This is a genomic window from Flavobacterium sp. Root901, assembly GCF_001429765.1.
GTDB lineage: Bacteria > Bacteroidota > Bacteroidia > Flavobacteriales > Flavobacteriaceae > Flavobacterium.
In genome coordinates this window covers 32,559-57,820 of sequence record NZ_LMJB01000010.1, presented here as the reverse complement: position 1 = coordinate 57,820, position 25,262 = coordinate 32,559, and the positions used below count along the sequence as shown (strand labels likewise).

Here is a 25,262-nt window from a genome sequence, read left to right as displayed (position 1 = left end):
ATCATGAGAACAAAAATTCAGGAAATCAAAAACAATTCTATCACTAACATGACTAAAAAGTGTTTTCAAATGGCAGTTTTATTGCTTTTGAGCTTCACTTCTATTCAGGCTCAGGATAAAAAAGCCAAAGATTTATTGAACGAAGTAACTGCTAAAATAAAAAGCTACGATAATATTGTTATAGATTTTAAATACTCTCTGAATAATGCAAAAGAGAATATTAATCAGGACAGCAAAGGAAATGTAACCATGAAAGGAAATCAATATGTATTGAATTTTATGGGCGTTACCAAAATTTTTGACGGACAAAAAACATATACAATTGTTCCGGAAGATGAAGAAGTTACCGTTTCAAAAGTAAATGAAAAGGATGATAATGCTATTACGCCTTCAAAAATGCTTACTTTCTTTAATTCTGGTTACAAATACAATATGGATATTGTACAAAATGTAAAAGGAAGAAAAATCCAATACATTAAATTAGTACCAACAACCGGAAAAGATCAAAGAAAAGAAATTCTTTTAGGTATTGATATTCAGACAAAACACATTTATAATTTGATTGAAACCGGAAAAAACGGAACAAAAACAACTTTGACCGTTAATTCTTTTAAAACCAATCAGCCATTATCAAAAAATCAATTTACCTTTGTAGCGAGTAAATACCCGAAATACTACATCAATAAATTAGATTAATCAGAAGGTTGAAAATTTTAGACAAATACTTATTAAAAACATTCTTATTTACATTTACTACGGTATTTGTAATTCTATTTTTCATATTCATACTTCAGACAGTATGGCTGTTTATATCAGAACTAGCAGGTAAAGATCTCGACTTAATACTGGTCGTGAAATTCCTGCTTTTTTCTATGCCGCGTATCATCCCGCTGGTTTTACCGCTTTCGGTGCTTTTGGCTTCTATTATGACTTTCGGAAATTTGGCCGAGAATTATGAATTTGCCGCTATGAAATCTTCCGGAATTTCACTTCAGAGAGCGATGCGGGTTTTAATCATTTTTATATTCGTTTTGAGTATTGTAGCGTTTTGGTTTGCCAATAACGTTATTCCTTATGCCGAATATAAATTTGTTAATTTCAGAAAAAATATTGCTCAGGCAAAACCAGCAATGGCCATTACCGAAGGCCAGTTTAATGATGTTGGGACTTACAATATTAAAGTGAATAAAAAATCCGGAGAAAATGGAAATATTTTAACGGGTGTTACCATTCACGAAAAAGCAAATAATATTGGTGAGAATAAAACTGTTATTAAAGCAAAAAATGGCGAATTAATCAGTAATGAAAAATCGAGTATTTTAAAACTGGTTCTAAATGACGGTTATTATTATCAGGATGTTACGCCAAAAAAATACGAAGACCGCACTAAACTTCCTTTTATAAAAGGAGCATTCAAAAAGCATATTATCAATATTGATTTATCTGAATTAAACAAAGTTGATGACAGCAAAGAAAGTATTGCCGGAACAAATGCCATGCTGAATGTTAATGAATTACGATATACTTTAGATTCTTTAAATAAAAATCTGGATAACGAAATTATCTCATTTTCAGAAAATATAAACCAGCGTGTAGGAATCAGAAAATCAAGCACTCTGATTACCGATAAGAAGAAAAACAAAAAGACATTACCAAACGATCTTTTGTCTTTATACACAAATAAACAGAAAATTGATGTCATAAAAATGGCATCAAGCAATGTTACCAGTAATGAATATTCCATAGAATCGACTCAAAAAGATTTAAAGGATAAACAACGCGAAATCAATAAACATTTGACGGCATTATACGAGAAATTCGTTATAGCTTTTGCCTGTTTTTTAATGTTCTTTATTGGAGCACCACTAGGAGCTATTATCCGAAAAGGCGGACTTGGATTACCTATTGTTTTTGCAGTTTTAATTTTCATTACTTTTCATTTCATCAATACTTTTGGAAAAAGATTATCTCAGGAAGGCGGAATGACTCCTTTTATGGGTTCATGGATGTCATCCTTTATACTTTCGCCATTAGCAATATTATTAACCTATCGTGCCACAAACGATAATGGATTAATTAATTTTGATGCGATAACTACTCCAATCTCACAACTATTTCAAAAAATTTCTGAACGGTTCTTTCCTGTTCAAAACAAAGAATAATTATGTCAACACAAATTCAACTGAATACCATTGAGGAAGCTATAGAAGATATTCGTCAAGGTAAAGTAATCATTGTAGTCGATGATGAAGATCGCGAAAATGAAGGTGATTTTTTGGCTGCTGCCGAAAAAGTAACTCCGGAAATGATCAATTTTATGGCGACACACGGCCGCGGATTAATCTGTACGCCACTTACGGAAAGCCGCTGCAAGGAACTTGATTTACGCGCAATGGTTACCAATAATACAGATCATATGGAAACTGCTTTTACCGTTTCTGTTGATTTAAAAGGAAATGGTGTAACAACTGGAATTTCTGCAGCAGACAGAGCTAAAACAGTACAATCATTAGTTGATCCCAACACAAAACCGCACGATTTAGCCCGTCCGGGACATATTTTTCCTTTAATTGCCAAACAAGGCGGTGTTTTAAGAAGAACCGGACATACAGAAGCAGCCATTGATTTTGCAAGACTGGCCGGATTTAAACCTGCCGGAGTTATCTGCGAAATTTTAAACGAAGATGGAACAATGTCCCGTTTACCTCAACTAATTGAAGTTGCTAAAAAATTCAATTTGAAATTAGTTTCGATTGAAGATTTGGTAGCTTACAGAATGCAGCATGACAGTCTTATCGTTAAAAAAGAAGATTTTGATATTGAAACCCGTTTTGGAACTTTTAGATTAAGAGCTTACGAACAGACTACTAATAAACAAATTCATATTGCTTTAACGAAAGGAACATGGAATCTTGGAGAACCAATTTTGACAAGAATCCACTCTTCTCAGGTTAATAATGATTTATTGGGAACATTGACTAATAATGCAGAACAGCAATTAGACGATATGTTCAAAGTAATCAATGAAAATGGAAAAGGTGCCGTAATTTTTATCAATCAGGATATGACAGCCGTAAATTTATTGAACAGAATTTCTGAACTTAAAAATCTGCAGGCACAAGGAACTTTAAAAGCACCAAAAGTTATCATTGACAGTAAAGATTACGGAATTGGAGCTCAAATCCTTCATGATATCGATATTTCTAAAATTAGATTAGTTTCGAATACAGAACAAACGAAACGTGTCGGAATGATTGGATATGGACTTGAAATTACTGAATACGTAACTTACTAATTTTTATGGGCACATTAGAAGAAAGAATTTTAAAATCTGAAACACATATTTTTAAAGCGGTTTTCCCGAGTACAACCAACCATTATGATACTTTATTTGGCGGAACTGCGCTTCACCTGATGGATGAAGTGGCTTTTATTTGCGCTACTCGTTTTAGCCGAAAAAAAGTAGTTACAATATCTACAGGCCAAATTGACTTTAAAAAAGCGATACCGGCGGGAACTTTAATTGAATTAGTAGCTAAAGTTGTAAGCGTTGGAAGAACAAGCTGTAAAATTCATGTTGATATTTTCATGGAACAAATGTATTCTGAACTTCGCGAAACGGTAGTTTCGGGTACTTTTTCGTTTGTTGCAGTAGATGAAAACAAAAAACCAATGCCGATTTTGGACGATTTAGATTAACTTTTTCAAAAAACTCATTTTCAGAAATACTGATAATTAGACACTTGAAAATTATTTAAAAAAAGTCGCTTAAAAAGTTTTGAGAACCGAAAAAGCATCTTATATTTGCACTCGCAATCAGAAAATGACAGCAACATACTGGAGAAATGGCAGAGCGGTCGAATGCGGCAGTCTTGAAAACTGTTGACTGTAACAGGTCCGGGGGTTCGAATCCCTCTTTCTCCGCAGAACTCTAAACCCTTAACAAAAGTTAAGGGTTTTCTTTTTTATATACCTATTTATTTCTTTGCAAATAATCTTAAAAAAGTTTTGAGAAACCAAAAAGCATCTTATATTTGCACTCGCAATCAGAAAATGATAGCAACATACTGGAGAAATGGCAGAGCGGTCGAATGCGGCAGTCTTGAAAACTGTTGACTGTAACAGGTCCGGGGGTTCGAATCCCTCTTTCTCCGCTCAAAAAAATCCTAAATGGTGTCAAAAACCCGTAAATCCTATGATTTACGGGTTTTTTTGCTTTTGTTCATATACCAAATTATTCATCGAATCTTATTGTTAAAAGGAATAAATCGAGACCTCAGAAAAAACTAGAAATAGAGGGTCTCGCTAAAATCCCTTAACTCTTGCAAATACAGGATTTACGATTGAAGGACACCCTTCGTAGCATTATCGGAACAATACCAGAGCAGAAAATACATAGCCATAAAAGGGTATTTAGAAAAACATTTTAAAGAACTACAGGATTTCTGAAAGTGGTTAAGGTGATCATTGCCGATTCTGTCACAGATTTAAAAATCACAGCCGATCAGATTAATTATCTGCGAACCAAATATCCGAAAATCATTTGGTGTTTTATTTCCCAGGTAAAAGAAAACGGTGCAATGTACGGCGGTAACAAGATGGCGCATAATCCAACTGCATTTATTCATTGTTCATCACATCAAGATCCAAAACAAAGGTTTGCCACATTGGAGAAAAACAGAGGAAACGACCTCACTTTAAAATACTCAATGTGTTTCAAAAAGTAGTCAATGAACCGAAAAAGAAAAAATTATCATTCACAGTAAAATAACTTAAAATCAGAAATCATGGTAGCAAAGAAAACAAAGTCAAAAAAAACGAAAAGAGTATCTGCTAAGAAATTATGCAGTAGTGTGATCACAAAGAAAGGCGTTAAAAAAAACGGCACTTTAAAGAAAGGATACCGCTATGTTAAAGGTGGAAAAGTTGTGAAAGCAAAAGCAAAGAAATAGTTTTTGATTTGGTCGATTGGAGAAGCCGTGTTGCAGAAATGTAATGCGGTTTTTTTTATGTTTCAAAATAGAGTATATAGCAACAATTCGTATTATAAAAAAATGAAGTATATTTACTAGTTATGTCTCTTTTAAATACGTTGTAATGAATGAAGTTATTTTAAAAAATCCAATCACTGATAGAATCAGAAATTCTATTAATATTAGCAAGCATAAATTAAATTTTGCCGTTCCATTTTTAAGCTCATTTGCTACTTCAGTCCTGAATGAACATAATACAAAGAGTATAGTCGACAAACGCTTACTAACAAGATTTGATGATTCCTGCCTTGTTTCATTTGATACACCAACGCTAAAAACACTTTTAGAGTTAGGCTTTGTGATTTTGTATGACAATACTATTCATTTAAAATTATACATCACTGATAAAGAAACATTTGTTACCTCATCTAACTTCACGAAAGGAGGTTTTGAAAGTAATATTGAACTAACCATTAAAGTTGATTCGGAAAATTTAAATGAGTGTAATGAGATATTTAATGAAATGTGGCAGAATGCCAAAGAAAATAAAATAACATATGAATTACTTGAAGCCAATTGGTCAAAATATAAAATACTGCAGAAAAGGAATGATTCTGTAAATAATAAAAAAAGATCGGATCTAATTGTAAACACTGGCATTGGTAAAATTGATATACAAAAAGTTATCAGTGAAATATTTAATCTAAAAGATGATTACTCCCGGATTTCAAGTTTGACATTTGAAGCGAATCAAGTAAAAGAAAAATTTAAGAATAAATTGAAAGGCGGGTATAATAAAGATATATTCTACGCAAATGAATTTCATTCAAATCGCAGAGGAAGTTTATTTTATGATTTCACTTATGGACATGAATCACATATCGCTAGCACTGGACTAAGGGAGCTACAGTTTAAAACAGCATTTGAAAATACCGAATTTCAAAATGTTGTAGAGTATATTTATCCGGAAATGGTAGGTATGAAACCTTGGAACTTTGAATACAAGGATGAACTTTTTGAGTTTTGCTGTGGGATTTTTGACTTTAAGATCCCCCAATATACAGAAGCGTTGCCGATCAGACTCGCATCATACTTTTATTCGGAATATTTCCTTCCTATATTTAAATTAGATCATTTAAGAAAAATAAGCAATGCGTTAGACATCGAAACAAACGCAAAATCAAAAGGAGAAAGATTGTATGCATATACATCACATATTACCAACAGAATGAAACATCTACCTTATGATAACAATATCAAATCAAATATTGCATATAAGGTTCTTTATACGGTGGAATTACACAACAGACTAGATAAGGGAGAAAGTTATGAAAATATACTCTCAGATTACAAACAGATTTGGAAAAAGAAATACATATCTAATGGTTGGAAAGTATTGAATAAATTAAACCCATAAAAATATGATTCTGTTAACCACAAATTAAGAAATTATGAAAGAGTCTATTCAAACACAAATGTATATTATAAAAGCTGAATGTTATAAATGTGATGCACCAATGAATATTGCTATTATTAAAAGTGAAAAAAGAAATGGTTTCTGCGGTCCTGAAGCATTTTCTACTGAAGAAAAAAGGATAGCCGAAAATAATGGTGTAATCATCAGGGAACAGCATTCCTATACAATGGAACAAACTTATGATGCCAATACATGTCCTCATTGCAACGCCTTTGTAGGACAGCATTATTTATTAACAGAATACTTTGTTCCAGCTGAATGTAGCGATTATGAATATAAGGTAATTGATATTAGCTAAAGAATATGAACCAATATAATAGTCAGAATGTTAGTGATTTGGAATATTAGGAAATAATACTAATGGATAATTAATTTAATATCTTTGGAGGCTAAATAAATTTGAAATGAAAGTACTAGCTATTGTAGTAGGGAATAATAAATATTTCGAAGGATGCGAACTTGACAATGCCATTAATGATGCACAGGGCATTGCCGACATTTTTAGTCGTCTTGGTTATGAAGTACTGTTTTGGAATGATATAAATACTGATGGTATAATTGAGATATTGGAACAATATGAAAAACGGATCAATGAATTTGATGCTTCCATTTTCTATTTCGCTGGACACGGCTTTCAGGTTGACGGAGAAAATTACTTGGCGTCTGTAGATTGTCAAATTGCTAATCCCACAAAGGCACACTGTCAAAGAACTTGTATTAGACTTACTGAAATTATGGATATATTCCGAAAAGCTTCCACTATGGTGAATATTGCAATTATTGATGCATGTAGGAAAGGATTTGAACGTGGAGGTTCATCTGAGTTCTCTCCAATCCATGCACCGAAAGGAGCCTTGATTGCATTTTCAACTTCTGAAAATTCAGGAGCTAAAGATTACGGTTATAAAAACCACAGTATTTACACAGGCTCGTTACTTAAATTTATTGGTGTTGAGCGTTTATCGGTAGAAGAGCTTTTCAAAAGGGTGAGAAAAACGGTTTTTGCATTGACTGGAGGTGCACAAACAACATGGGAACATACTTCGCTTGTCGGAGACTTTTACTTCAACACAGGTCAATTAGTTCATTCGATTACTATTCCCTATAGCGAAGTAGTTGTCAAGGATAAGATGTTTTCTGAAGCTAACGACCAATTTGGCATAGTGATGAATTTGAAATCTTATGATTGGAACATACAAAATCCTGCTATCGACAGATTTTTAAGTATTCCTCCCTCGAAGATTGACAAAGATCAGCAGTTTATTATTGGAAGAAACATTTTGCAGGCAGCAGATTATGCTTTTAATGCCACAGCATTTTTGGATAACCTGCGTGAAAATTTACGTTTATATACTGTTGAAGGCGAAAATCATCTTTTAAATGGGATTTTATATGAAATCTATTTTAACAGTAACGGAGATTTTAGGTCTGAAAACCTTAAAAAACATAACCTCCCTAAGGTATTAAAGCTTAGAAATGTACCCGAATTTAAAAAATCGTTTGAGTTTATTACTAAAGTATTAGAGCCTTATCGTGATCAGTTATTCTATATTCCTGGTGATAATGTTAGTCATATTGATGTAGCTGTTTTAGCAACTAACGAAGTGAAGAGAAGCAAGACAGGTGAAGAATTCCCTTATCAGGCGGTTGATACAATTACTGTGCAGGGTAAGGATATTACCTTACCAATAAGTAAATATGATGTTTGGGGTACAAATGAATCTAACCTTAAACAAGTTATTAGCCATTACCTTTCAGCTCCCGAAGAACTGATTCAGATAAATTCAGGGGTTGAGTTAAAAAAAATGACTTTTAAAATTCCAGAAGAGACTTCAACTTGGTAGTGAACCCAAATATCTGGTTCTCACAGAAGGAACAATGAAATAGAATTTATGCACTAACCCTTAAGGACAAGTAATAGATAGAATTGATGAATCTGGTAATGACCAAACTCATGTAAAACTATGAAGTACTGTTGTTGTAACTAATGATATTAACCAATATGATTATTTATGAACACAAAATGCTGAAGTTAATAGAGAAATATTATATTTGCGTAATACTACACATTGTGTAGTATTACGCAAATATAATATATAGATGTCTGATACTGCTGTAACATATAATTATCTTGATGAATATTTAGATGAATTAAGATCTAAAGGAAGATATGCGTTTACATTAGATGAAGTTAAAGAAAAGTTTCCTGTATCTGATAAAGCACTTAATCAGAACCTATATCGCTTAAAGAAGAAGAAGAAGATTGTACAGGTTCGGAAAGAGTTTTACACATTGCTTCCCGCAGAATATTCACTCCAAGGAATAATTCCAGTTAACATGTTTATTGATGATATGATGAAAGCATTAGGCAAAAAATATTATGTAGGCCTTATTTCAGCTGCTGCACTTCATGGTGCCGGACATCAACAGCCCATGGAAACATTTATCATTACCGAAAGACCGGCACTCCGGGATATTAAGAACAAAAAACTAAAACTGAATTTCTTTATTAAAAACGATTGGAATACAGAAGATGTAAATGAGATTAAGACAGAAGCAGGCTACATGAATGTTTCATCACCGGAACTCACGGCTTTGGATTTACTCTATTATGCTGAAAGTATTGGGATAAATAGGATTATTACAATTCTCGAAGAACTAATCGAAGTAATAAAGCCTTCCAATCTGAAAAAGGCAGCCAAATGCTATTCCCAAATAGCAGCAGTTCAGCGGTTGGGGTATTTATTGGAAGTACAATTAGACAATGAAAAATTAGGTGAAACACTATATAAAACAATCGCTAACAAAATCGGCGTAAATATTCCATTAATGCCCGGAAAAAATAAGATAGGTGAGACAAATTCCCGTTGGAAAATTATTCACAATGTTCAAATTGAAAGTGATTTATGATACCTAGAAGATATATACTTGAATGGAAAGCATTTGCTCCATGGCCGGATGATGCTCAGGTTGAACAAGATTTAGTAATTGAAAGAGCATTAGTCGAGATATTTTCAGATGAATTCCTAAGTGAACATTTGGCTTTTCGTGGCGGTACAGCATTACACAAATTATTTTTAAAACCCCAAGTAAGATATTCAGAGGATATTGATTTAGTGCAAATAAAACCGGGGCCAATAAAACCAATATTAGAACAGCTCCGAAAAAAATTATCTTTTTTGGGAACAAAAAGAACCGTTAATCAAAAAGCACATAATAATACTGTAGTCTATAAGTTTGAAACAGAAACAGCTCCAGTAATAACAATGAAATTGAAAATAGAAATCAATTGCAAAGAACATTTTACAGTGATGGGATTACAAAAAGTACCGTTCGAAGTAAAAAATGGTTGGTTTACTGGAAAATGCGAAATTAACACTTACCACATAGAAGAATTATTAGGCACAAAGATGAGAGCATTATACCAACGTAGAAAAGGACGAGATCTATTTGATATAGAATAGCTTTAACAAATACAAAAGTCGACACAGTAAAATTGGTAAATTGTTACAAGGAATATATGGCTTTTTCAGTGGCAATACCACCAACACAAAAAATGTACATTGCTAATATGGAAGAAAAAATGCAGGATGCAGAGTTTATGGAAGATATATTTACAATTCTTCGCCCTGGTGTTGAATATGATAATGTCAAAGCTTATGAGTTCATAAAAACTGAATTGATTGAGAAATTGAAATGAATTATTACGAAGAAATACCAAATAATTGGGAAGAAATAATTTTAGAGAATATTTCTCTAAGAATTCATTATGGTTTTACGGCAAGTTCAATTAAGAAAAATACAGGAACGAAATTATTACGAATTACAGATATACAAAATTATAAAGTTGATTGGAATAGTGTGCCATTTTGTAAAATTGAACCTCAAGATATTAATAAATACATATTAAAAGAAGGTGATATACTTTTCGCTAGAACAGGTGCTACCGTTGGTAAAAGTTTTTTAATTTATGGTAAAATTCCAGAAGCTGTATTTGCCTCTTATTTAATTCGTATTAATTTATCAAGCTATATAAATGCAAAATATTTATACTATTTTTTTCAATCTGCAGACTATTGGAAACAAATAAATAATAAATCTATTGGTACAGGCCAACCAAACGTAAATGGCATATCCTTATCTAATTTAAACCTATTACTCGCTCCTATTAATGAACAAACTCGCATTGTAAGCAAAATTGAAGAATTATTTAGTGAACTTGACTCTTTAGAAGCGAATCTTCAAAAAATTCAGAAGAAGATAAAAATATATAAAGAATCAATTCTATCTAATACACTCTTGAATGCTAAAAATTCAAACGTTATTTCCCATGTAAAAGAAAACGGGGCAATGTATGGCGGTAACAAAATGGCTCACAATCCAACTGCATTTATTCATTGTCCTCGCATCAAGACCCAAAACAAAGATTTGCCACTCTGGAGAAAAACAGAGGAAATAATCTCACTTTCGATGTATTTCAAAAAGGTAGTCAATGAACCTAAAAAGAAAAAATTATCATTCACAGTAAAATAACTTAAAATCAGAAATCATGGTAACAAAGAAAACAAAGGCAGAAAACAAAAAAAGTTTCAGCAAAGAAATTATGCAGTATACCTGAATACCGAGATCAGTTATAAGAATTGAAGCCCGAATTTAATTATCAGATAGCTAAAAAATTCTTAACGTAGCATTTTAAAAACGTCGCAAAATTAGAGTACGCAGTCGCTCCTCATGCATATCTCCCCAACTTCCAATAGCTGAAATCACAGGGATCAGTGTTTTACCAAAATCTGTAAGACTGTATTCCACCTTAGGAGGAACAACAGGATATATAACCTTAGATACTAGTTCATGTTCTTCTAATTCCTTCAGCTGTATATTTAAAACCCTGCGCGACGCATCAGGTATTTTTCGCTGCAACTCACTTGGCCGTTTATGTCCCTGGTCAATAAACCAAAGCAGGCGTATTTTCCATTTGCCGTAGAGCACTTCTCCTATTAGGTCAAGTCCACAATTCAGGTTCGGTATTGTTTTTCTCTCATACATATTACAAATTTAAGTCTATACACCAACGTGTGCAATAGGGGAATAATTTATCCCTATCTGAATCGTAACTCCGTACTTGTGAGGAACTAACGTACTGCCGAGATTTGCACAAGGAACTTTAAAAATTTACAACATGGATTATCAAAATGAATTATCAGGCAGAATTGCCTTGGTTACGGGAGGTACCAAAGGTGCAGGAAAAGCGATTGCAGAAAGACTGCTGCAAGCGGGAGCAACGGTAATAATAACCGCCAGAAATGCCCCTGAAAAAGAAGATAACAATTTACATTTTATCGCTTCGGATCTAAGTACGGGAGAAGGATCTAAAATAGTGATTAATGAAGTGTTGTCAACATACGGAAGACTGGACATCCTAGTAAATAACCTCGGTTCGTCATCAACACCTGCCGGCGGCTTTAGCGTCTTGAGTGACGAAGACTGGGAATCAACCCTTCAGGCAAATTTACTAGCCCCTATCCGACTTGATCGCGGTTTTTTACCGCAAATGATAGACAGAAAAGATGGGGTAATTATTCACATCGCCTCTATACAGGGGAAACTGCCGTTGTATGAGTCAACTTTGCCTTATGCAGCCGCAAAAGCAGCATTGCGAAACTACAGCAAAAGTTTATCAAATGAAGTGACGCCAAAGGGGGTTCGGGTACTGACGGTATCGCCGGGATGGATCAATACAACAGCATCCGAAGCATGGCTGGGTGAAATTGCCAGAAATGCCAACAGTACTGTAGAAGAAGCCCAGCAAAGTGTTATGGATGCATTGGGCGGAATCCCATACGGCAGGCCTGCCCAGCCGGAAGAAGTGGCTGAATTGGTCGGTTTCCTCGTTTCACCCAGAGCTGGATATTTAACAGGGACTGAATTTGTAATTGACGGTGGAACCGTGAGAACTGTATAACAACTAAACAATAATTAGCATGAACTTACCAAAAGTAGTATCAGAATTAGTCGCAGCACAAAATAACTTTGACAGTGCTGCCTATGTAATGTGTTTCTCTGAAACAGCCGTAGCGCATGATGAGGGCAAAATCTACAACGGCAGGAAGGAAATAGAACATTGGATTGCCGATTCCAATGAACGATATAAGGCAACGATTAGGCCTGAAAGTTTTGAAGAAAATGAAACAGAGTGCGTTCTTAAAGCCGAAACTTCAGGGAATTTTCCCGGAAGCCCAATTATATTGGCTTACCATATGGTGCTATCTGATGGATTAATACAATCTTTAAAATTTACGGGATAATTTGAAATGGCTATTTTAGCCATTTCTTTTTATATATTAAATATAGTCCCGATATTCTGTAAAATTTTCGCAAATTATACTTTAGAGAAGTCAAAGCCACTATGTGCAAGGCCTTAATTCCATGAATTTTATCTCTTTACAAATAACAATTTAGAGTTCAATTTTGAAGTATGCCTAAATTTTAAAAAGCTGAAAACACCAGTAAATACTGGGCTCCAAATATTAGTTGCAGCACCTCTTCCTCCGCTGAATTTTTAAAAATCTTCAACTTTTATTTTGAGTTTTTTTTATCTTCAACCCAAATTCTATACAACTCATCCAACAACTCCATTTCAACATTTGGCAATAATTGCAAAGCCATTTCTACCAAAATCATAGCATCAGAAAAAGGTTTTGCAGAATTTTCACTTTGGAGCATTGTGATACTTGCTTTTAATAATGCTGCAATCATAATATTTAATTCACTATAGCAAGAGACATTTAGTGTTGCTAAAAATGAATCATTATTCGGTTTTAGCTGTTTAAAATAATTGACTCTGTTCATTATTTCTAACAATTCTGTTACTGCTTCTTTTTGCGGTGTTTCCATTATTTTGGTTGCTTTTTTTTTAAAATCAAATTTGAAATTTTATTTTAAAAAAATGGTTATCATACATGATAACACTATAAAAAATCAACAATTACAAATAACATCAGAATAAAAAAAGAGGCAGTTTCCACCACCTCTTTCGTATATAATTTTTTCTCTAAAAAACTTAAAAACCATAAACCCCACCTGAGACGGTGATTTTTTCACCTGTAATCCATGCCGATTCATCAGAAGCAAGAAAAACAGCCACTTTTGCAATATCATCTGGCTGTCCGGTACGTCCCAGCGGTGTTTTGGCTACAAAACCAGCTTCTGCTTCACTTCCTATAAAACCTGCTGTATGAGCGCCTTCGGTTTCTACAATTCCGGGAAGAAGCGAATTAATACGGATATTTCTTCCCGAAAATTCTTTTGACAAAGCTACAGTAAGAGCATCTAATGCTGTTTTGGTAGCCGAATAAACAGAACCTGTCGGCAGCGGCGAATTACTTGCTCCCGAGCTGATATTAATGATATTTCCGCCTTTATCTCCAAAATGTTTTAATGCTTCCTGAATGGTAAATATCGATCCCAAAACATTCGTATTAAAAGATTTGTGAAAGGTTTCTGGCGACACCAGTTCAACAGGTTCGTAAATATAAACTCCAGCGTTGTTTACCAAGATATCGATTGTTCCAAAGGCGTTTTTGGTTTCTTCAAACAATCTAGTCACATCGATCTGATTCGCAACATCAGCTTGTACGGCAATTGCTGTTCCGCCCTGGCCGGTTATTTCGTTTACTACTTTTTCCGCCCCTTCTCTGCTTGATGCATAATTTACAACCACTTTAGCGCCTTCTGCTGCAAAGTATTTTGCAATTGAAGCTCCTATTCCTTTTGATGCACCTGTTACTACAGCTGTTTTATTTTTTAATCTGCTCATTGTATTATTTGTTTAAATATGAATGACAAAGCTATATACAATTGATTTATTTTGGTAACTTTGTTACTAAAAGTAATAGTAACTACGAGGTAACAAAGTAACATAATATGGAATGCAGTATGCTTATCAAACAGCAGCATAAAAAGGAAATGATGGCTGTTCAGGATTCAATGGATGTATTAAACGGAAAATGGAAAATTTCTATTTTGTCTTCCATCTGTTATTATAACAAAAGACGTTTTTCGGATATTCTTGCTGATGTTGAAGGTATTTCGAACAAAATGCTGAGCAAGGAGCTAAAAGAACTGGAAACAAATAAATTAATCATTCGCACCGTTTTAAACACACAGCCTATTACGGTTCAATATGAGCTGACCGAACATGGTTTGAGCCTCAAAACGCTAATTCAAAACTTAACCGAATGGGGAATTCAGCATCGTAAAAAGATTATTGAAGGTTAACAGGTTTTATAATCTTATTTCTTCAAAAAATAAAAACCTTCAAAATCAAAAACTGATTTTGAAGGTTTTTTAATTTAGATACCGTGGACCAGATAAAAATAAATCTTATTTCTAAAAAAACCGCGGCTTCAATTTACATCATCGTATTGATTCGAATACTCGCTTTGATAAGCGCTAATGCAGATATTTTTGAAATATGAATATCCTTAGGCTGATGGTGTGAATTTTGACTTACTAACTTCACAAATTGTGGTCCTTGTTCTGATTTCTGAACATACTTTACCGTTATATATTCTTCCCAATCATTTAACTTCACACTCAAAAGATACATTTCTCCAAAAAAAATATTCTCAAATTCAGTTTCTTTATACAAAACGATATCGCCGGATTTCAAAAGCGGATACATACTATCTCCCGTTACCGAAATAGCGCCGTCACATTTAGGCAGATTTGGAATTTTTATAGTATCCAGAACTCTTTGCGGTTTTCCGCTGTTAAACAATTCTCGCAAACCTGCCACAGCTTCCAAATCATATAAAGGAATTTCCTGACTCACATGCAGCGAATCGATTGTTTTTCGGTCATTATTCATAATTACAATATTTGTATTTTCTTCTTTTACCATTGGACCATTTCCAGTTAAAAGCCATTCAGAATTGATTTCCGGATAGTAGTGTAAAATTTTACACGCCTTATCTGTCCCCATATTACTGCTATTGTCTAAAAACTTATTAGAAAAACCTAAATCATTACAGAACTTATACTTAGTAATCCCTTTGTAGTCAAGGTATTCTCTCATCCTATCAGTTGAACCCATAAAAAAGTGTATTTTTTTACGTTAAAAATTTGTTTTGATGTATTATTTTACATTATATTTGCAAAGTAAAGAAAAATAAAAATGAAAAACAACAGAAATGTTAACAAATTTATTTAACATTCAAATAAAACAAAAATCCTAACACTCAAATAAAATATTGATTACAAAATAATTAAGCCATACATAAATTAAAAAACACATTAAAAACAACACACTACGCTTAAAATGGAGAAAAACTACGAAACAGGTAATATTAATCATTAAAATTATAAAATAAAATTCATCATTATTTAAATTAAAAAAAATGGAAACACCTCAAATCCAGGAAAAAATTCAGGAGCTGGAAAACTGGCTGATTGAAAACCCAAATAGTCCTGAAAGAACATTAATTGAATCGGACATAAAAAAATTAAGAACCTTTTTAAAACAAAATCATGGATAGAAATCAAATAGAAGCAAGAATTGCAGAATTGTATCTGGCATTGCAATATTGTTCAGAACGAAATAAAACTTTTACAGCCGGAGAAAGAATCTGTATCAATCAGGAGCGTTTTCAGTGGATGCATATTCTAGACGATGAGGCGGCTTCTCCCCGTCCCGTTTCGCAAAATATTGAATACAAACTAAAAGAGGTTTCTAAACTTGCGCTTCTCCACAATTTTAAACCTTATTATGGAGATCCTTTTAAAGACGAAATTTTGTTATACAACTAAGAATTATATCCACCTAAAACTAAATATTATGAGCACTGCATTAACAAACAGAATTAACACAATGGACTTATCTCAATTTTCAGCACAAGAATTAAAAGAGGCTTTAAACAGGATCGAAAACAAAAAAAATGAAGAAAGAGATGCTTATAAAAAACTGGTAGCCGAAACTATTCCGAAGGCACTTTCAAGATTACACGAAACCTCTGAAATGATGCGAAATGCCAAAACAGAAACATTTCAGCTGTTTGAAACCATTCTTGATTTAAAAAATCAGGTTTATGGATTTAAAGAAAAACAAATGTCGCATACTTTTTCTAATGATAAGGAAGAAATTACCATTGGATATCGTATTAATGAAGGATGGGACGATACGGTGACAATTGGTATTGAAAAAGTCCAAAACTATATTTCATCACTTTCTACCAGCAAGGAAACCGCTTCACTGGTAAAAATTGTTTTCAATTTATTAAAAAAAGATGCTAAAGGAAACTTAAAAGGTTCGAGAGTTTTAGAGCTTCAAAAACTGACAAAAGAGTTTAATAATGAAGAATTTACAGATGGTGTTGAAATTATTGCTTCTTCTTTTAAGCCTATCCGCTCGAGCTGGTTTATTGAGGCGAACAGAATTGATGAAAATGGTGTAAAAACCAATATTCCGTTATCAATGTCTTCTGTAGATTTTTTACAAGGATATGCTTTTAATTTCTTTAACCAGCAAAACGAACAAAATCATGCAGCCTAATAATGATATATATGCGTCGGCTCTTTTGGCCCTTCTTCTTATCGCAACTAACTTAAAACCAATACTAATGTTTCGGGAATGGTTTTATTTCAGAATAAAAATAATTTTTAAACAATATGTAAATGAGCGTAAAAATAAAACCAATTACGGACCACAAAAGCTATAAAGTAAACGATCATACGATTCTTAAAGACGACCTCGGGAACTGGAACTGCAGCAATGATTTGTCTGCTAAAGAACGTCAGGCGTTTAATCAGTATGAAAATATTGTGATTCAAAATCCCAGATTTAAAAAACACACGACAGCCACTTATAAAGGCTGATCAATGACCTCTAACCTGCAGCCTAAAATGCAGTTAAAAAAAATGGTTCCTGTTTTACTTGTTAATAAAGAAACAGGAACCGGAAAAACGGGCGATTTCTGCCCTTATACTAAACAGCCAAACGCATTCTTTCTATTAGAATCCAAACCTTTAAGGTCATGGAAAAGGGATTGTCATGCGGGATTGCTGACCTGAATTGTTAAATAAAAAAATCTTAACAAATACTACCTCAGAACGAGGTTTAATATAAAAATGGCATTAGAAGTGAAACCATTCATTAAATGATCAAATGGTCTGGCTGTCTTAAATAAATATCATTGCTTGAATTCAAGCAAATACTCTTTTTCAAACTTCGTTCTTCCTAAAACTTTTCTTTTTCTATCACTCTAAATATTTTCTCTCATGCCTATATCCTCAAACAGAAGCCTCGGAATTCAAAAAAATAAATTAATGCGTTACAAACTCATTAAAGAACTGTACCAAAAACACAAAACAGAAGATATTCCCACAACTGTTGTGTGGCGTAAATATGTGTATCCGGTTTACCCAATTTCCAGAACTACGCTGTATGAAATTCTCTGTACACCTATCACTTCTGAATTAAAAAAAATAGAAGAACTTATGAGCAATCCTGAAAGATCTGCTCGTAATTAAACATAAAAAAGATTCTTTTTAATCTTCAAAAAAAATCCTTTTCTGAGATGCAAAGATGAAGCGTTTCCTTTATTTAAAGTACGTCCTGTTCGCTTTCTTTACAACTCTGTAAAGCCCTAGAATACAAATGTTCACGCTCCTTGCATTTGTTTTTCTACCCTGTTTTTTTGCCTAATCTTTGCATTCTCAAAAGGAAATAACCGTGCCTCAAAAACCAGAAATTTATTCTGGTTTCATTCCCCTAAAACAGTTGTCAGGCTGTTTACAGAATATTTTATTCAATACTCAAATCTCAAAAAAAATCAAAATGGAACAATTTCTATACCCCTCGCTGACGGCATTTTTTGCCGCCTTCATAACCTGGTTTTTCTCTATGAGAAAATCACTTGCAGAAGACCGGGCAGCCGAACTAGACAATGCAGTAAGTGCCGTAAAATATTACCGTGATCTTCTGGATGATATTACTGCCCGACTTACAGCAGCTACAGAAACAATCAAAAAGATGGAAATACAGCATAAAGAACTCATGCTGATCAATCAGCAATTGGTTGATGAACTTCAAAAATTTAAACAGTTAAACGGAAAAGCATCATGACACTTGCACAAAAAACTTTAGAAATCGCCACCGCCCAGATTGGCGTCGAGGAAATTCCCAAAAACAGTAACGCAGGCCCTGAAGTCGAAATTTATTTAAGAAGCGTTGGTCTCAACAAAGGGTATTCCTGGTGCATGGCTTTTGTTTACTGGTGTACGCAGAAAGCTTCACTGCAAATGAATGCAAAAAATCCTTTGAAGAAAACCGGAGGTGTTCTGGACCAATACAATTCGAGACCGCTTTTGGTTAAAAAAGCACCTCAGCCCGGAGATATTTTCATTATGGATTTTAACAACGGTACGGGCCACGCCGGTTTTATCGAAAAAATAACGGGAAATATAATTTATACCATTGAAGGAAACACAAATGATTCCGGAGGGCGTGAAGGCTATAAAGTAGCCAGAAGAAAACGCAATATTAAAAGCATTAAAGGCTTTTTGCGCCTTTAAAACCACAATTTAAACCAAAATAACTATGATCAAAAAACTAAACTATTCTGCTGTTTTATTTCTTTTTATTGTCGTCGTGTTTTCATGCCGAAGTCCGAAACCAGTTGAAAACGAAAACAAAATACAAACCATTACAATTACCGAAACACTGCATGATACGGTTTTCAAAATTGCAAAAGACAGCAGTTCCTACAATGCATTATTAGAATGCCTTAACGGAAAAGTTATCCTAAAAAATGTTATTCAGGCCGAACCAGGGCGTACCTTAAAAAGCCCAAGGGTTCGACTTGATAACAATAAACTTCAGGTAGACTGCGACCTGAAAGAACAGGAACTCTACGCTGCCTGGAAATCGAAACAAATTAAAGATATTCAGGAAAAAACGATTACCATTACCAAATTTGTCAATCACTTAACTTTTTGGCAAAAGGTGCAGATTTGGCTGGGAAAAATTCTTCTTATCATTCTGATCTTCTTACTCCTAAGATTGGTCTACAAAATCTATAAGCCATTAATGGTTTAAAAAATAACTTTTAAAATAATTTATCTAAATATGTCTTCACAGTGTCATTTTTTCGTGGAGTCAGGAGGCTTTACGCAAAGCCAGCAGCAAGCTTTTGGGCCTCAATCGAGTACCGAGTTTAACCTGACCTCCAAATTTTCATTAGGTTCTCCTAAAATGGCTTATGCAATCTGCAAAGGAGTCGTTTTAGTGCAGCCTCAAACAGGCAATACTGGCAAAGTAAATCTTATCCTTCGTCCTTATAAACAGCCATTTCCGGGATTAAATATTAAATATTTTGTTTACCGAGGCCTGCAGAGAAGTGATTTTTTTACAGCGGAAAGTAAGCCAAAAATAATTCCAGGTACACCTCAGTCTTCTGACTTTATTATTAAAATTAATGCAGATTTTGATGCTTTTCACGATAATCGTAAAGATGCTCAAAACAATCCTATCCAAAAACCTGATTTTGTTTCTAAATACATTGGTTATAATGAAGATGTAACAGATCTTACAATTCAACTTTCCAGTTTCTTTTTTAAAGAGTCCGAGTTTGTTGCTGCAGATAATACTTTCGACGAAAAAGACGATTTCGAACTGCCTATGATTGATATGGGGAAATCGTTAGGGAAATTTGCGCAGGGCGAATGCGGAATTGATGTCGTTTTAAACTATGGTGACTACAAACATAATTTTGATAATCACGAATTCAATTTTAATTTAGAATATGCCCGTAAGGCTGTTGCATCTATTTCTGTTTTGGGAGATACTCCTTTTAAGCAAAAATTAGAACGTGAACAAAGTACGCAGTTCATTGATATCGCAGCTTTTTATGGTCTGTTTGTTTCGCAAGATTCTGTAGATGTTGTCAGTGCAGGAACTAAAACAACTAAAAAAGGTGCAGACATTTTTAATAGTATTATCAATAATTTTTTCACTAAAAACAATTGGTACGTTTATATTCAAAGTGACCGTACCCGCAGTTATGATTTTTATGGAAACTATAAAATTGGTGAAGGAACTGAAAACCTAAAAAAAGGATTATTAGCAGATTCAGCAACAGGAATTGTTCCTATGACAGCCGTAACTTATGGTACTAACAGCTGGCCGGTTTTAATTGATAAACAAGCGAATAACAATACTGCAGCTACAAACAATTTATACCTGCAATTTCCAACAGACAACAATAACAATACTGCCTTTTACGGAAAAATCGCCAATGTTGCCAATGCCCAAAAAGACACTTTCATCAATGCCGACGGTTTAAGATTACCTCCAGACGAAGAAGGGAATTATAGTGATTTTACGGCAGCCATTCAATTGAGTACTCCGGCAGTTTCTGGTGCAAATATTGCTTCGCTGAGTCTTTTAATTTATCAGGGGAAAATTAATACTTATAAAGCTAAAGAGGTATTAGATGAAGACGGAAATACTGTAATTGTAAATGGTGTCGCCAACTTTTTTGATGATGTATTTAATTTAATTAAAGCTGAACCTTTATTACAATTAAACAGCGATCAAAGTTACTCCAGAATGACTTCTGAAAAGCTAAATCTTATCAATGAGTTTTATGATAAAAAGCAACAGGGAATTTCGATTGTACAAACTCTGACAGTCAACGACATTATCGAAACTGGAGTTGAAGAAAAACCAATTGTTGAACGTGTTACTTATTTAACAGAAGCTGTAGATATTATGAACAATGCCGTTTCTGCAACAGGAAGCACTACGTCTGACACTAAAACGACAGCATCTGCAAGTGGTGCGGTTGGCAAAAGTAAAACTTATCAATTGCCAGATCCTTACTACTATAGTTTGAAACTGTTTACAGACAGTACCGAAACTATTAGCGGACTGGAATTAAAAACTCTTGATGATTCTACTCCCGCTAAAATCATTCTCGGATTAACAAAAACCGAAAACGATGCTGTAAAAGCCTTAATTACTGATGACACAAAAAACCCTCGTTTGTTTTTGATTGATCTTTTCGAGGATGGGAATGAATTTATTTCTCCTGAAAATATTACTTATCAAAAATATAAAGTTGCGATTGTGGTTGAAAATTCTTTAGGTGTAAATGCATTGATTGAACCAACTGATGCTGTTTATATATATTCACTGGATAGGAAGTATCATTTTAGTAAGGGGTATAGTGAGTATATAAAAGAAGATTCAAGAGAAGAATTAATGTTAGACCTAGATTTATCTTTATAATGGAACAAGCAGCAATATTAAAATCCGGAAGAGTTGTTAAACTTACAGGATTATTAAATCCAAAATATACTATATATGGCTTTTTGACTTCGTTTGAAGCAGTAGTCAAAGAAGTTAAAAAAGTTAACGGAGTTACAGAAGTTACGGAAGTTACGAAAAAATTCAGAGAAACTGTAAAGGAGAATTTCAGAGATATTGATCTCGTTGGACAAATAAATCAAGATGTAGTTGGTGGTTTTTATGAAGAAGATTTTTTTCTAGAATATCTTATAGATAAAAATAAACTTTATCAATTAAAAGATCATAGGTATGATTTTAAAGCAGCATCTGCTAAAGACGAAATAATTGTTAAAAAATTAAAGGTTGCCTCCCCATATACTGACTTTTGCAAAATTGAAACATATAAATGGAAATATGAACCTAACACGCAGATTATAGATTATGGAACATGGCAAATTAAAATTCCAACCGGAGTTGTTCCAGATCCCGTGACAGGAGTAAATATTCAATTGAGCAGTACCTCAATGCAATTCTATAATCATAAAATTGGATTATTTGTTACACCACTTACTGATGTAAATGAGAAACAGGCAAAAGCTTTTTTATTTGCAAAAATGGCGATTCTAATCAACTCAATTGAAAATATTTTCAATCTCATTGAATTAGGCACAACTAGTGATTTTGGTCAATATATAAATAGTCAAAAGTCTGAATGGAGTACTCAGCCAATATTTGTAAATCCGACTATTGAAATACTGGAAGACTATATGAGAAATTTGACTAGTTTCTATGAAGGGTTTTATTCAAATCAAATTTCGATAAAAAAAGCTCCCAAAAAAGAGCAATTTTACTGGTTAGCAAGATGTCTGTCTGCCGAAGCTTTGGCAACTGTACCAACGAATGATAAAATCGAGTTATTAAAAAATATAAGTTATTATGAAAAAAAGTTGACAGAAAAAAATGGTGGAGAATCATTGGTGTTAAAAATTGTTGAATCTTTTACTTTTAACTCTGTTTCGGCTGCTGAAAGAAATGATTTTCTTTTTATACTAATGGAAATTCAAGTATATCAGGTTTTAGGAACTCACACCCGAGAATATACTGCGGACACAAAACAAACCCTTTTCGAAATATTATACTTAAAAATTGATGATAATAGGATTGGTAGATACACTTATGGTCTGCTAAATAGTTATGATAATAGAAAAAATTTTATTTTTCTATTATATAAAGTCTGGGAATTATCAAAATATAATCCCAAGTACGGAGATCCATCATATACACAACCTAAAAATGCTTTTGGAATTTATCCCGAATCATATTATATGAAATTAATAACAGCCGATGGAAGTTCAATAGCCTTAACTGCTTATTATGATTCAGAAACTTCACCTGCATTTATATATTATGATTCAAGAGAAAATACAAGTAGACAAACAGATACCGCTTTAATCTCAAATACAGTTGAATATACCTTAGGAGATATTGAAGGAAAAAAAATAAAAATTCATAAAGAAATAACAACAACGGTAACGAATTTTAAATCTACAAAAGAAAACAGTCAGACTATTTCCAACTTTAAATCATTATATGGCACCTACGATATATATCAACCTATTTCAATTATAGGTTTTAAACCAGATCTAAATTTAGTAGAAAGCCTAAATGGTTTAAAAATTAATAGTGAATCACAAGATTACACCCCAATTATTCCTGTTTTTTTATTATACTATATGCAAGATTATAGCGATTTAAAGAAAATTGATTTTGGAATAATGCTTACTGCCGAAATTGCAATGAATCTAACGGGTGCGGGGGCATTGTCTGATCTAAAATATATTGGTTATCTATCTAAAATGAGACCAATTTGGGCAGCGGAAACTGCTGCAGGGTCTAGTGATGCAGTTTTAGCTTGGAGTGCTGTCAATGGAGTTACAAATGCTGTAGAATTTTCTGCCTTTAATGCTTTATCTATCAACAATTATGTTGCTAATACTACTACGGATTCTGAAACAAAAGAAGTTGCCGAAAAAATGAATAGCTTTCTAATGTGGACAACTATCACAAGCGTATTTGTTAGACCATATACAAAATCAAAAGTTATTGAATCTGCTTTTGAATTAGATAATACGGTTGCGAAGTTTAATCAGCAAAATATTTCTATCTATAGAGATATGACACCTACTCAAATTCAAAAGCTAGATCAGGCTCTAGATATTGTTAAAGACATAGCTGGTAATAAAGAATTAGTAATAAGTACAGTCATACAAAAACTTACTGAACATGGTGCAGAATCAGATAAAATTTTACAAAAATACGGGCAGATTACAAGTACGGCAGAAAAATACGCATTTTATGTTGATCTAGGTTTTTTTGAAGATCCTGCAATAAGGAAAATTTTTAATGCGAATAATGCTAAAGCTATCGATAACTGGAGATTATGCTATGCAAATAATATAACTAAGGAGAGGAAATATGTTGATATTCTAAGAAATGATAAATATGTAAATGGTTTAGTGCGTTTTTATAGAGAAGAGAAATTGGGTGATATCTTAGAATCACTTGAAATTACTAAAGAAGAAAAATTCTTAGATATTTTTTCCAATATAAGTGACACACATTTCGCTAACTTTGTTGAGAATCCTAATTTGATAAAAGAATGGGAAAAATTTTCGTTTGTAAATACTGGTAATGATTTGTCTATACTTTCAACAGAACAAAAATTTAAATTTTTAAAAAGTTATGAAAATAGTACGCAATTAACTGTAGATAGGATAAAAAATGGAGGATTAATTAAATTTTTTAAAATTGTGGATGAACATCCTTTAAATTTATTATATCAAGAAAACTTCATAAAAAATGCTAAATATTTAGAAGCAGTAAAAGTAGCTAATACATCTTCACAACATGGAGAATTATTAGTTGAACATTTGAGAATATCATTAAAAAAGCATCTCCACAATGGGCAAGAATTAATTACTGGTTATTCAGGTTTTCATTTTGATTTTGCTATTACTGAACCTAATGAATTAATCTTTACAAGTTCACGAATGAACGCAAATAATATACCGATTTTTGATGGTCCATTACCAACTGTAAATTCACAAGTACAAACTGCAATAAAAAATGGCAGTGTAGTCCAAGGCGTTGGAGTAAAACAGTGTGAAGTATATGTTTGGGGCTATGCTAGAGAAAAAGTTGCTGGCAATTGGCAATTTGTACTTGATACTAATGGACAACCTATAAAAGCGTGGGTGCCAAAAATTAATAATCAAGGAAAAACAACCGTTTTCATTGGGTTAACTGAACAAAAAATAATGAATGAAATTGCATTTGCAAGATTCAATTTAACTCCTCTTGACTGGGTTAGACCATCACACCCCAATGGCCTATCAAATGAATGGATAGGTATTAGCAGTGATAATATTAATATAGCTATGTATTTAGACAATAAAACAAATATTCGTCCTACTATTATACCTAATCCAAACATAAATTATGGATCTGCATTTCCTAAACTTTAAAT

The 25,262-nt window shown here is 33.2% G+C and carries 31 protein-coding genes and 2 tRNA genes; 29 read left to right on the top strand and 4 right to left on the bottom strand.

All coding sequences use genetic code 11. The features are described 5' to 3' along the window. Nucleotides 1-3: 3 nt before the first annotated feature. The 15 genes from ASE21_RS19745 to ASE21_RS19685 all read left to right on the top strand — a co-directional run bounded on the left by ASE21_RS19745 (nt 4) and on the right by ASE21_RS19685 (nt 10,983). On the top strand, nt 4-696 hold the full coding sequence (locus ASE21_RS19745) for a LolA family protein (RefSeq protein WP_082603525.1): 693 nt from the start codon (nt 4-6) through the stop codon (nt 694-696). A gap of 8 nt (nt 697-704) precedes the next feature. Then, nucleotides 705-2,162 carry an LptF/LptG family permease gene (locus ASE21_RS19740; protein ID WP_057124421.1) on the top strand — a complete coding sequence of 486 codons (1,458 nt, stop codon included), beginning with the start codon at nt 705-707 and terminating at the stop codon, nt 2,160-2,162. A gap of 2 nt (nt 2,163-2,164) precedes the next feature. Further along, nucleotides 2,165-3,295, top strand: a complete 1,131-nt coding sequence (ribB, locus tag ASE21_RS19735) for a 3,4-dihydroxy-2-butanone-4-phosphate synthase (RefSeq protein ID WP_057124420.1) — start codon at nt 2,165-2,167, stop codon at nt 3,293-3,295. Nucleotides 3,296-3,300: 5 nt separating this feature from the next. After that, the gene (locus ASE21_RS19730) at nt 3,301-3,699 is read left to right on the top strand and encodes an acyl-CoA thioesterase (RefSeq protein ID WP_057124419.1); all 399 of its coding nucleotides are present in this window, start codon (nt 3,301-3,303) and stop codon (nt 3,697-3,699) included. A 140-nt stretch (nt 3,700-3,839) separates the two neighbouring features. Then, a tRNA-Ser gene (locus tag ASE21_RS19725) sits at nt 3,840-3,924 on the top strand. Nucleotides 3,925-4,069: 145 nt separating this feature from the next. After that, nucleotides 4,070-4,154: transfer RNA gene (locus ASE21_RS19720), tRNA-Ser, on the top strand. A gap of 297 nt (nt 4,155-4,451) precedes the next feature. Continuing rightward, a complete protein-coding gene (locus ASE21_RS19715) occupies nt 4,452-4,727 on the top strand; it encodes a hypothetical protein (RefSeq protein ID WP_128414732.1) in 276 nt (91 codons plus the stop codon). A gap of 60 nt (nt 4,728-4,787) precedes the next feature. Continuing rightward, the gene (locus ASE21_RS21890; RefSeq protein ID WP_157848791.1) at nt 4,788-4,952 is read left to right on the top strand and encodes a hypothetical protein; all 165 of its coding nucleotides are present in this window, start codon (nt 4,788-4,790) and stop codon (nt 4,950-4,952) included. Nucleotides 4,953-5,097: 145 nt separating this feature from the next. Beyond that, entirely contained in the window at nt 5,098-6,390 is a 1,293-nt protein-coding gene (locus ASE21_RS19710; RefSeq protein WP_057124417.1) for a phospholipase D-like domain-containing protein, read from the top strand. A gap of 34 nt (nt 6,391-6,424) precedes the next feature. Then, entirely contained in the window at nt 6,425-6,748 is a 324-nt protein-coding gene (locus ASE21_RS19705; RefSeq protein ID WP_057124416.1) for a hypothetical protein, read from the top strand. A gap of 106 nt (nt 6,749-6,854) precedes the next feature. Beyond that, nucleotides 6,855-8,294, top strand: coding sequence for a caspase domain-containing protein (locus ASE21_RS19700; RefSeq protein ID WP_057124415.1), 1,440 nt, complete (start codon nt 6,855-6,857; stop codon nt 8,292-8,294). Nucleotides 8,295-8,550: 256 nt separating this feature from the next. Continuing rightward, on the top strand, nt 8,551-9,360 hold the full coding sequence (locus tag ASE21_RS19695) for a type IV toxin-antitoxin system AbiEi family antitoxin (protein WP_057124414.1): 810 nt from the start codon (nt 8,551-8,553) through the stop codon (nt 9,358-9,360). After that, nucleotides 9,357-9,914, top strand: coding sequence for a nucleotidyl transferase AbiEii/AbiGii toxin family protein (locus ASE21_RS19690; protein ID WP_317039169.1), 558 nt, complete (start codon nt 9,357-9,359; stop codon nt 9,912-9,914). Before ASE21_RS19695 ends, ASE21_RS19690 begins: the two co-directional genes overlap by 4 nt. Nucleotides 9,915-10,006: 92 nt before the next feature. Beyond that, entirely contained in the window at nt 10,007-10,150 is a 144-nt protein-coding gene (locus ASE21_RS22410; protein ID WP_317039168.1) for a hypothetical protein, read from the top strand. Then, nucleotides 10,147-10,983, top strand: a complete 837-nt coding sequence (locus ASE21_RS19685; protein ID WP_057124413.1) for a restriction endonuclease subunit S — start codon at nt 10,147-10,149, stop codon at nt 10,981-10,983. Before ASE21_RS22410 ends, ASE21_RS19685 begins: the two co-directional genes overlap by 4 nt. A 159-nt stretch (nt 10,984-11,142) precedes the next feature. On the opposite strand, the gene ASE21_RS19680 is transcribed toward ASE21_RS19685, so the two are convergent. After that, nucleotides 11,143-11,496, bottom strand: coding sequence for a winged helix-turn-helix transcriptional regulator (locus ASE21_RS19680; RefSeq protein WP_057124412.1), 354 nt, complete (start codon nt 11,494-11,496; stop codon nt 11,143-11,145). A 133-nt stretch (nt 11,497-11,629) separates the two neighbouring features. Between ASE21_RS19680 and ASE21_RS19675 the strand changes: the two genes are divergently transcribed. Together ASE21_RS19675 and ASE21_RS19670 are read left to right on the top strand one after the other, a co-directional pair. Then, nucleotides 11,630-12,412 carry an SDR family oxidoreductase gene (locus tag ASE21_RS19675; protein WP_057124411.1) on the top strand — a complete coding sequence of 261 codons (783 nt, stop codon included), beginning with the start codon at nt 11,630-11,632 and terminating at the stop codon, nt 12,410-12,412. 19 nt (nt 12,413-12,431) lie between these two features. Beyond that, nucleotides 12,432-12,755 (top strand): hypothetical protein, encoded by a 324-nt coding sequence (locus tag ASE21_RS19670; protein ID WP_057124410.1) that lies wholly within the window; start codon nt 12,432-12,434, stop codon nt 12,753-12,755. A 271-nt stretch (nt 12,756-13,026) separates the two neighbouring features. Here ASE21_RS19670 and ASE21_RS19665 read toward each other — a convergent pair whose 3' ends face one another. Beyond that, nucleotides 13,027-13,344: a hypothetical protein gene (locus ASE21_RS19665; RefSeq protein ID WP_057124409.1), complete on the bottom strand. Its 318-nt coding sequence runs from the start codon at nt 13,342-13,344 to the stop codon at nt 13,027-13,029. Nucleotides 13,345-13,510: 166 nt separating this feature from the next. Further along, nucleotides 13,511-14,266, bottom strand: a complete 756-nt coding sequence (locus tag ASE21_RS19660; RefSeq protein ID WP_057124408.1) for an SDR family NAD(P)-dependent oxidoreductase — start codon at nt 14,264-14,266, stop codon at nt 13,511-13,513. Between the two features lie 119 nt (nt 14,267-14,385). Between ASE21_RS19660 and ASE21_RS19655 the strand changes: the two genes are divergently transcribed. Next, entirely contained in the window at nt 14,386-14,727 is a 342-nt protein-coding gene (locus ASE21_RS19655) for a winged helix-turn-helix transcriptional regulator (protein ID WP_242410309.1), read from the top strand. A gap of 133 nt (nt 14,728-14,860) precedes the next feature. Here ASE21_RS19655 and ASE21_RS19650 read toward each other — a convergent pair whose 3' ends face one another. Continuing rightward, on the bottom strand, nt 14,861-15,544 hold the full coding sequence (locus tag ASE21_RS19650; protein ID WP_242410308.1) for a helix-turn-helix transcriptional regulator: 684 nt from the start codon (nt 15,542-15,544) through the stop codon (nt 14,861-14,863). Nucleotides 15,545-15,848: 304 nt separating this feature from the next. On the opposite strand from ASE21_RS19650, the gene ASE21_RS21885 reads away from it, so the two are divergent. The 11 genes from ASE21_RS21885 (at nt 15,849) to ASE21_RS19600 (ending at nt 25,260) form a co-directional block, all read left to right on the top strand. Continuing rightward, complete coding sequence (locus tag ASE21_RS21885; protein WP_157848790.1) at nt 15,849-15,986, top strand: hypothetical protein; 138 nt, start codon at nt 15,849-15,851, stop codon at nt 15,984-15,986. Further along, nucleotides 15,979-16,257: a hypothetical protein gene (locus tag ASE21_RS19645; RefSeq protein ID WP_057124405.1), complete on the top strand. Its 279-nt coding sequence runs from the start codon at nt 15,979-15,981 to the stop codon at nt 16,255-16,257. Before ASE21_RS21885 ends, ASE21_RS19645 begins: the two co-directional genes overlap by 8 nt. Nucleotides 16,258-16,285: 28 nt before the next feature. Continuing rightward, complete coding sequence (locus tag ASE21_RS19640) at nt 16,286-16,999, top strand: DUF3164 family protein (protein ID WP_057124404.1); 714 nt, start codon at nt 16,286-16,288, stop codon at nt 16,997-16,999. Between the two features lie 122 nt (nt 17,000-17,121). Then, nucleotides 17,122-17,322: a hypothetical protein gene (locus tag ASE21_RS19635; protein WP_057124403.1), complete on the top strand. Its 201-nt coding sequence runs from the start codon at nt 17,122-17,124 to the stop codon at nt 17,320-17,322. A gap of 3 nt (nt 17,323-17,325) precedes the next feature. Next, nucleotides 17,326-17,517, top strand: a complete 192-nt coding sequence (locus ASE21_RS19630; protein ID WP_057124402.1) for a hypothetical protein — start codon at nt 17,326-17,328, stop codon at nt 17,515-17,517. Between the two features lie 207 nt (nt 17,518-17,724). Continuing rightward, complete coding sequence (locus tag ASE21_RS19625; RefSeq protein WP_057124401.1) at nt 17,725-17,976, top strand: hypothetical protein; 252 nt, start codon at nt 17,725-17,727, stop codon at nt 17,974-17,976. Nucleotides 17,977-18,283: 307 nt separating this feature from the next. Then, entirely contained in the window at nt 18,284-18,571 is a 288-nt protein-coding gene (locus tag ASE21_RS19620; protein WP_128414731.1) for a methyl-accepting chemotaxis protein, read from the top strand. Then, the gene (locus tag ASE21_RS19615; RefSeq protein ID WP_057124399.1) at nt 18,568-19,020 is read left to right on the top strand and encodes a CHAP domain-containing protein; all 453 of its coding nucleotides are present in this window, start codon (nt 18,568-18,570) and stop codon (nt 19,018-19,020) included. The genes ASE21_RS19620 and ASE21_RS19615 overlap by 4 nt, the downstream gene beginning before the upstream one ends. Nucleotides 19,021-19,045: 25 nt before the next feature. Next, nucleotides 19,046-19,543, top strand: a complete 498-nt coding sequence (locus ASE21_RS19610; RefSeq protein ID WP_057124398.1) for a hypothetical protein — start codon at nt 19,046-19,048, stop codon at nt 19,541-19,543. A gap of 30 nt (nt 19,544-19,573) precedes the next feature. Further along, a complete protein-coding gene (locus tag ASE21_RS19605; protein ID WP_057124397.1) occupies nt 19,574-21,736 on the top strand; it encodes a hypothetical protein in 2,163 nt (720 codons plus the stop codon). Further along, complete coding sequence (locus ASE21_RS19600) at nt 21,736-25,260, top strand: hypothetical protein (RefSeq protein ID WP_057124396.1); 3,525 nt, start codon at nt 21,736-21,738, stop codon at nt 25,258-25,260. The genes ASE21_RS19605 and ASE21_RS19600 overlap by 1 nt, the downstream gene beginning before the upstream one ends. The last annotated feature ends 2 nt before the right edge of the window (nt 25,261-25,262 follow it).

Coding starts and splice junctions, on each gene's coding strand:
- ASE21_RS19745 (WP_082603525.1), top strand. CDS start 4: ATGAGAACAAAAATTCAGGAAATCAAAAACAATTCTATCACTAACATG.
- ribB (WP_057124420.1), top strand. CDS start 2,165: ATGTCAACACAAATTCAACTGAATACCATTGAGGAAGCTATAGAAGAT.
- ASE21_RS19730 (WP_057124419.1), top strand. CDS start 3,301: ATGGGCACATTAGAAGAAAGAATTTTAAAATCTGAAACACATATTTTT.
- ASE21_RS21890 (WP_157848791.1), top strand. CDS start 4,788: ATGGTAGCAAAGAAAACAAAGTCAAAAAAAACGAAAAGAGTATCTGCT.
- ASE21_RS19710 (WP_057124417.1), top strand. CDS start 5,098: ATGAATGAAGTTATTTTAAAAAATCCAATCACTGATAGAATCAGAAAT.
- ASE21_RS19705 (WP_057124416.1), top strand. CDS start 6,425: ATGAAAGAGTCTATTCAAACACAAATGTATATTATAAAAGCTGAATGT.
- ASE21_RS19700 (WP_057124415.1), top strand. CDS start 6,855: ATGAAAGTACTAGCTATTGTAGTAGGGAATAATAAATATTTCGAAGGA.
- ASE21_RS19695 (WP_057124414.1), top strand. CDS start 8,551: ATGTCTGATACTGCTGTAACATATAATTATCTTGATGAATATTTAGAT.
- ASE21_RS19690 (WP_317039169.1), top strand. CDS start 9,357: ATGATACCTAGAAGATATATACTTGAATGGAAAGCATTTGCTCCATGG.
- ASE21_RS22410 (WP_317039168.1), top strand. CDS start 10,007: ATGTACATTGCTAATATGGAAGAAAAAATGCAGGATGCAGAGTTTATG.
- ASE21_RS19685 (WP_057124413.1), top strand. CDS start 10,147: ATGAATTATTACGAAGAAATACCAAATAATTGGGAAGAAATAATTTTA.
- ASE21_RS19680 (WP_057124412.1), bottom strand. CDS start 11,496: ATGTATGAGAGAAAAACAATACCGAACCTGAATTGTGGACTTGACCTA.
- ASE21_RS19675 (WP_057124411.1), top strand. CDS start 11,630: ATGGATTATCAAAATGAATTATCAGGCAGAATTGCCTTGGTTACGGGA.
- ASE21_RS19670 (WP_057124410.1), top strand. CDS start 12,432: ATGAACTTACCAAAAGTAGTATCAGAATTAGTCGCAGCACAAAATAAC.
- ASE21_RS19665 (WP_057124409.1), bottom strand. CDS start 13,344: ATGGAAACACCGCAAAAAGAAGCAGTAACAGAATTGTTAGAAATAATG.
- ASE21_RS19660 (WP_057124408.1), bottom strand. CDS start 14,266: ATGAGCAGATTAAAAAATAAAACAGCTGTAGTAACAGGTGCATCAAAA.
- ASE21_RS19655 (WP_242410309.1), top strand. CDS start 14,386: ATGCTTATCAAACAGCAGCATAAAAAGGAAATGATGGCTGTTCAGGAT.
- ASE21_RS19650 (WP_242410308.1), bottom strand. CDS start 15,544: ATGGGTTCAACTGATAGGATGAGAGAATACCTTGACTACAAAGGGATT.
- ASE21_RS21885 (WP_157848790.1), top strand. CDS start 15,849: ATGGAAACACCTCAAATCCAGGAAAAAATTCAGGAGCTGGAAAACTGG.
- ASE21_RS19645 (WP_057124405.1), top strand. CDS start 15,979: ATGGATAGAAATCAAATAGAAGCAAGAATTGCAGAATTGTATCTGGCA.
- ASE21_RS19640 (WP_057124404.1), top strand. CDS start 16,286: ATGAGCACTGCATTAACAAACAGAATTAACACAATGGACTTATCTCAA.
- ASE21_RS19635 (WP_057124403.1), top strand. CDS start 17,122: ATGAGCGTAAAAATAAAACCAATTACGGACCACAAAAGCTATAAAGTA.
- ASE21_RS19630 (WP_057124402.1), top strand. CDS start 17,326: ATGACCTCTAACCTGCAGCCTAAAATGCAGTTAAAAAAAATGGTTCCT.
- ASE21_RS19625 (WP_057124401.1), top strand. CDS start 17,725: ATGCCTATATCCTCAAACAGAAGCCTCGGAATTCAAAAAAATAAATTA.
- ASE21_RS19620 (WP_128414731.1), top strand. CDS start 18,284: ATGGAACAATTTCTATACCCCTCGCTGACGGCATTTTTTGCCGCCTTC.
- ASE21_RS19615 (WP_057124399.1), top strand. CDS start 18,568: ATGACACTTGCACAAAAAACTTTAGAAATCGCCACCGCCCAGATTGGC.
- ASE21_RS19610 (WP_057124398.1), top strand. CDS start 19,046: ATGATCAAAAAACTAAACTATTCTGCTGTTTTATTTCTTTTTATTGTC.
- ASE21_RS19605 (WP_057124397.1), top strand. CDS start 19,574: ATGTCTTCACAGTGTCATTTTTTCGTGGAGTCAGGAGGCTTTACGCAA.
- ASE21_RS19600 (WP_057124396.1), top strand. CDS start 21,736: ATGGAACAAGCAGCAATATTAAAATCCGGAAGAGTTGTTAAACTTACA.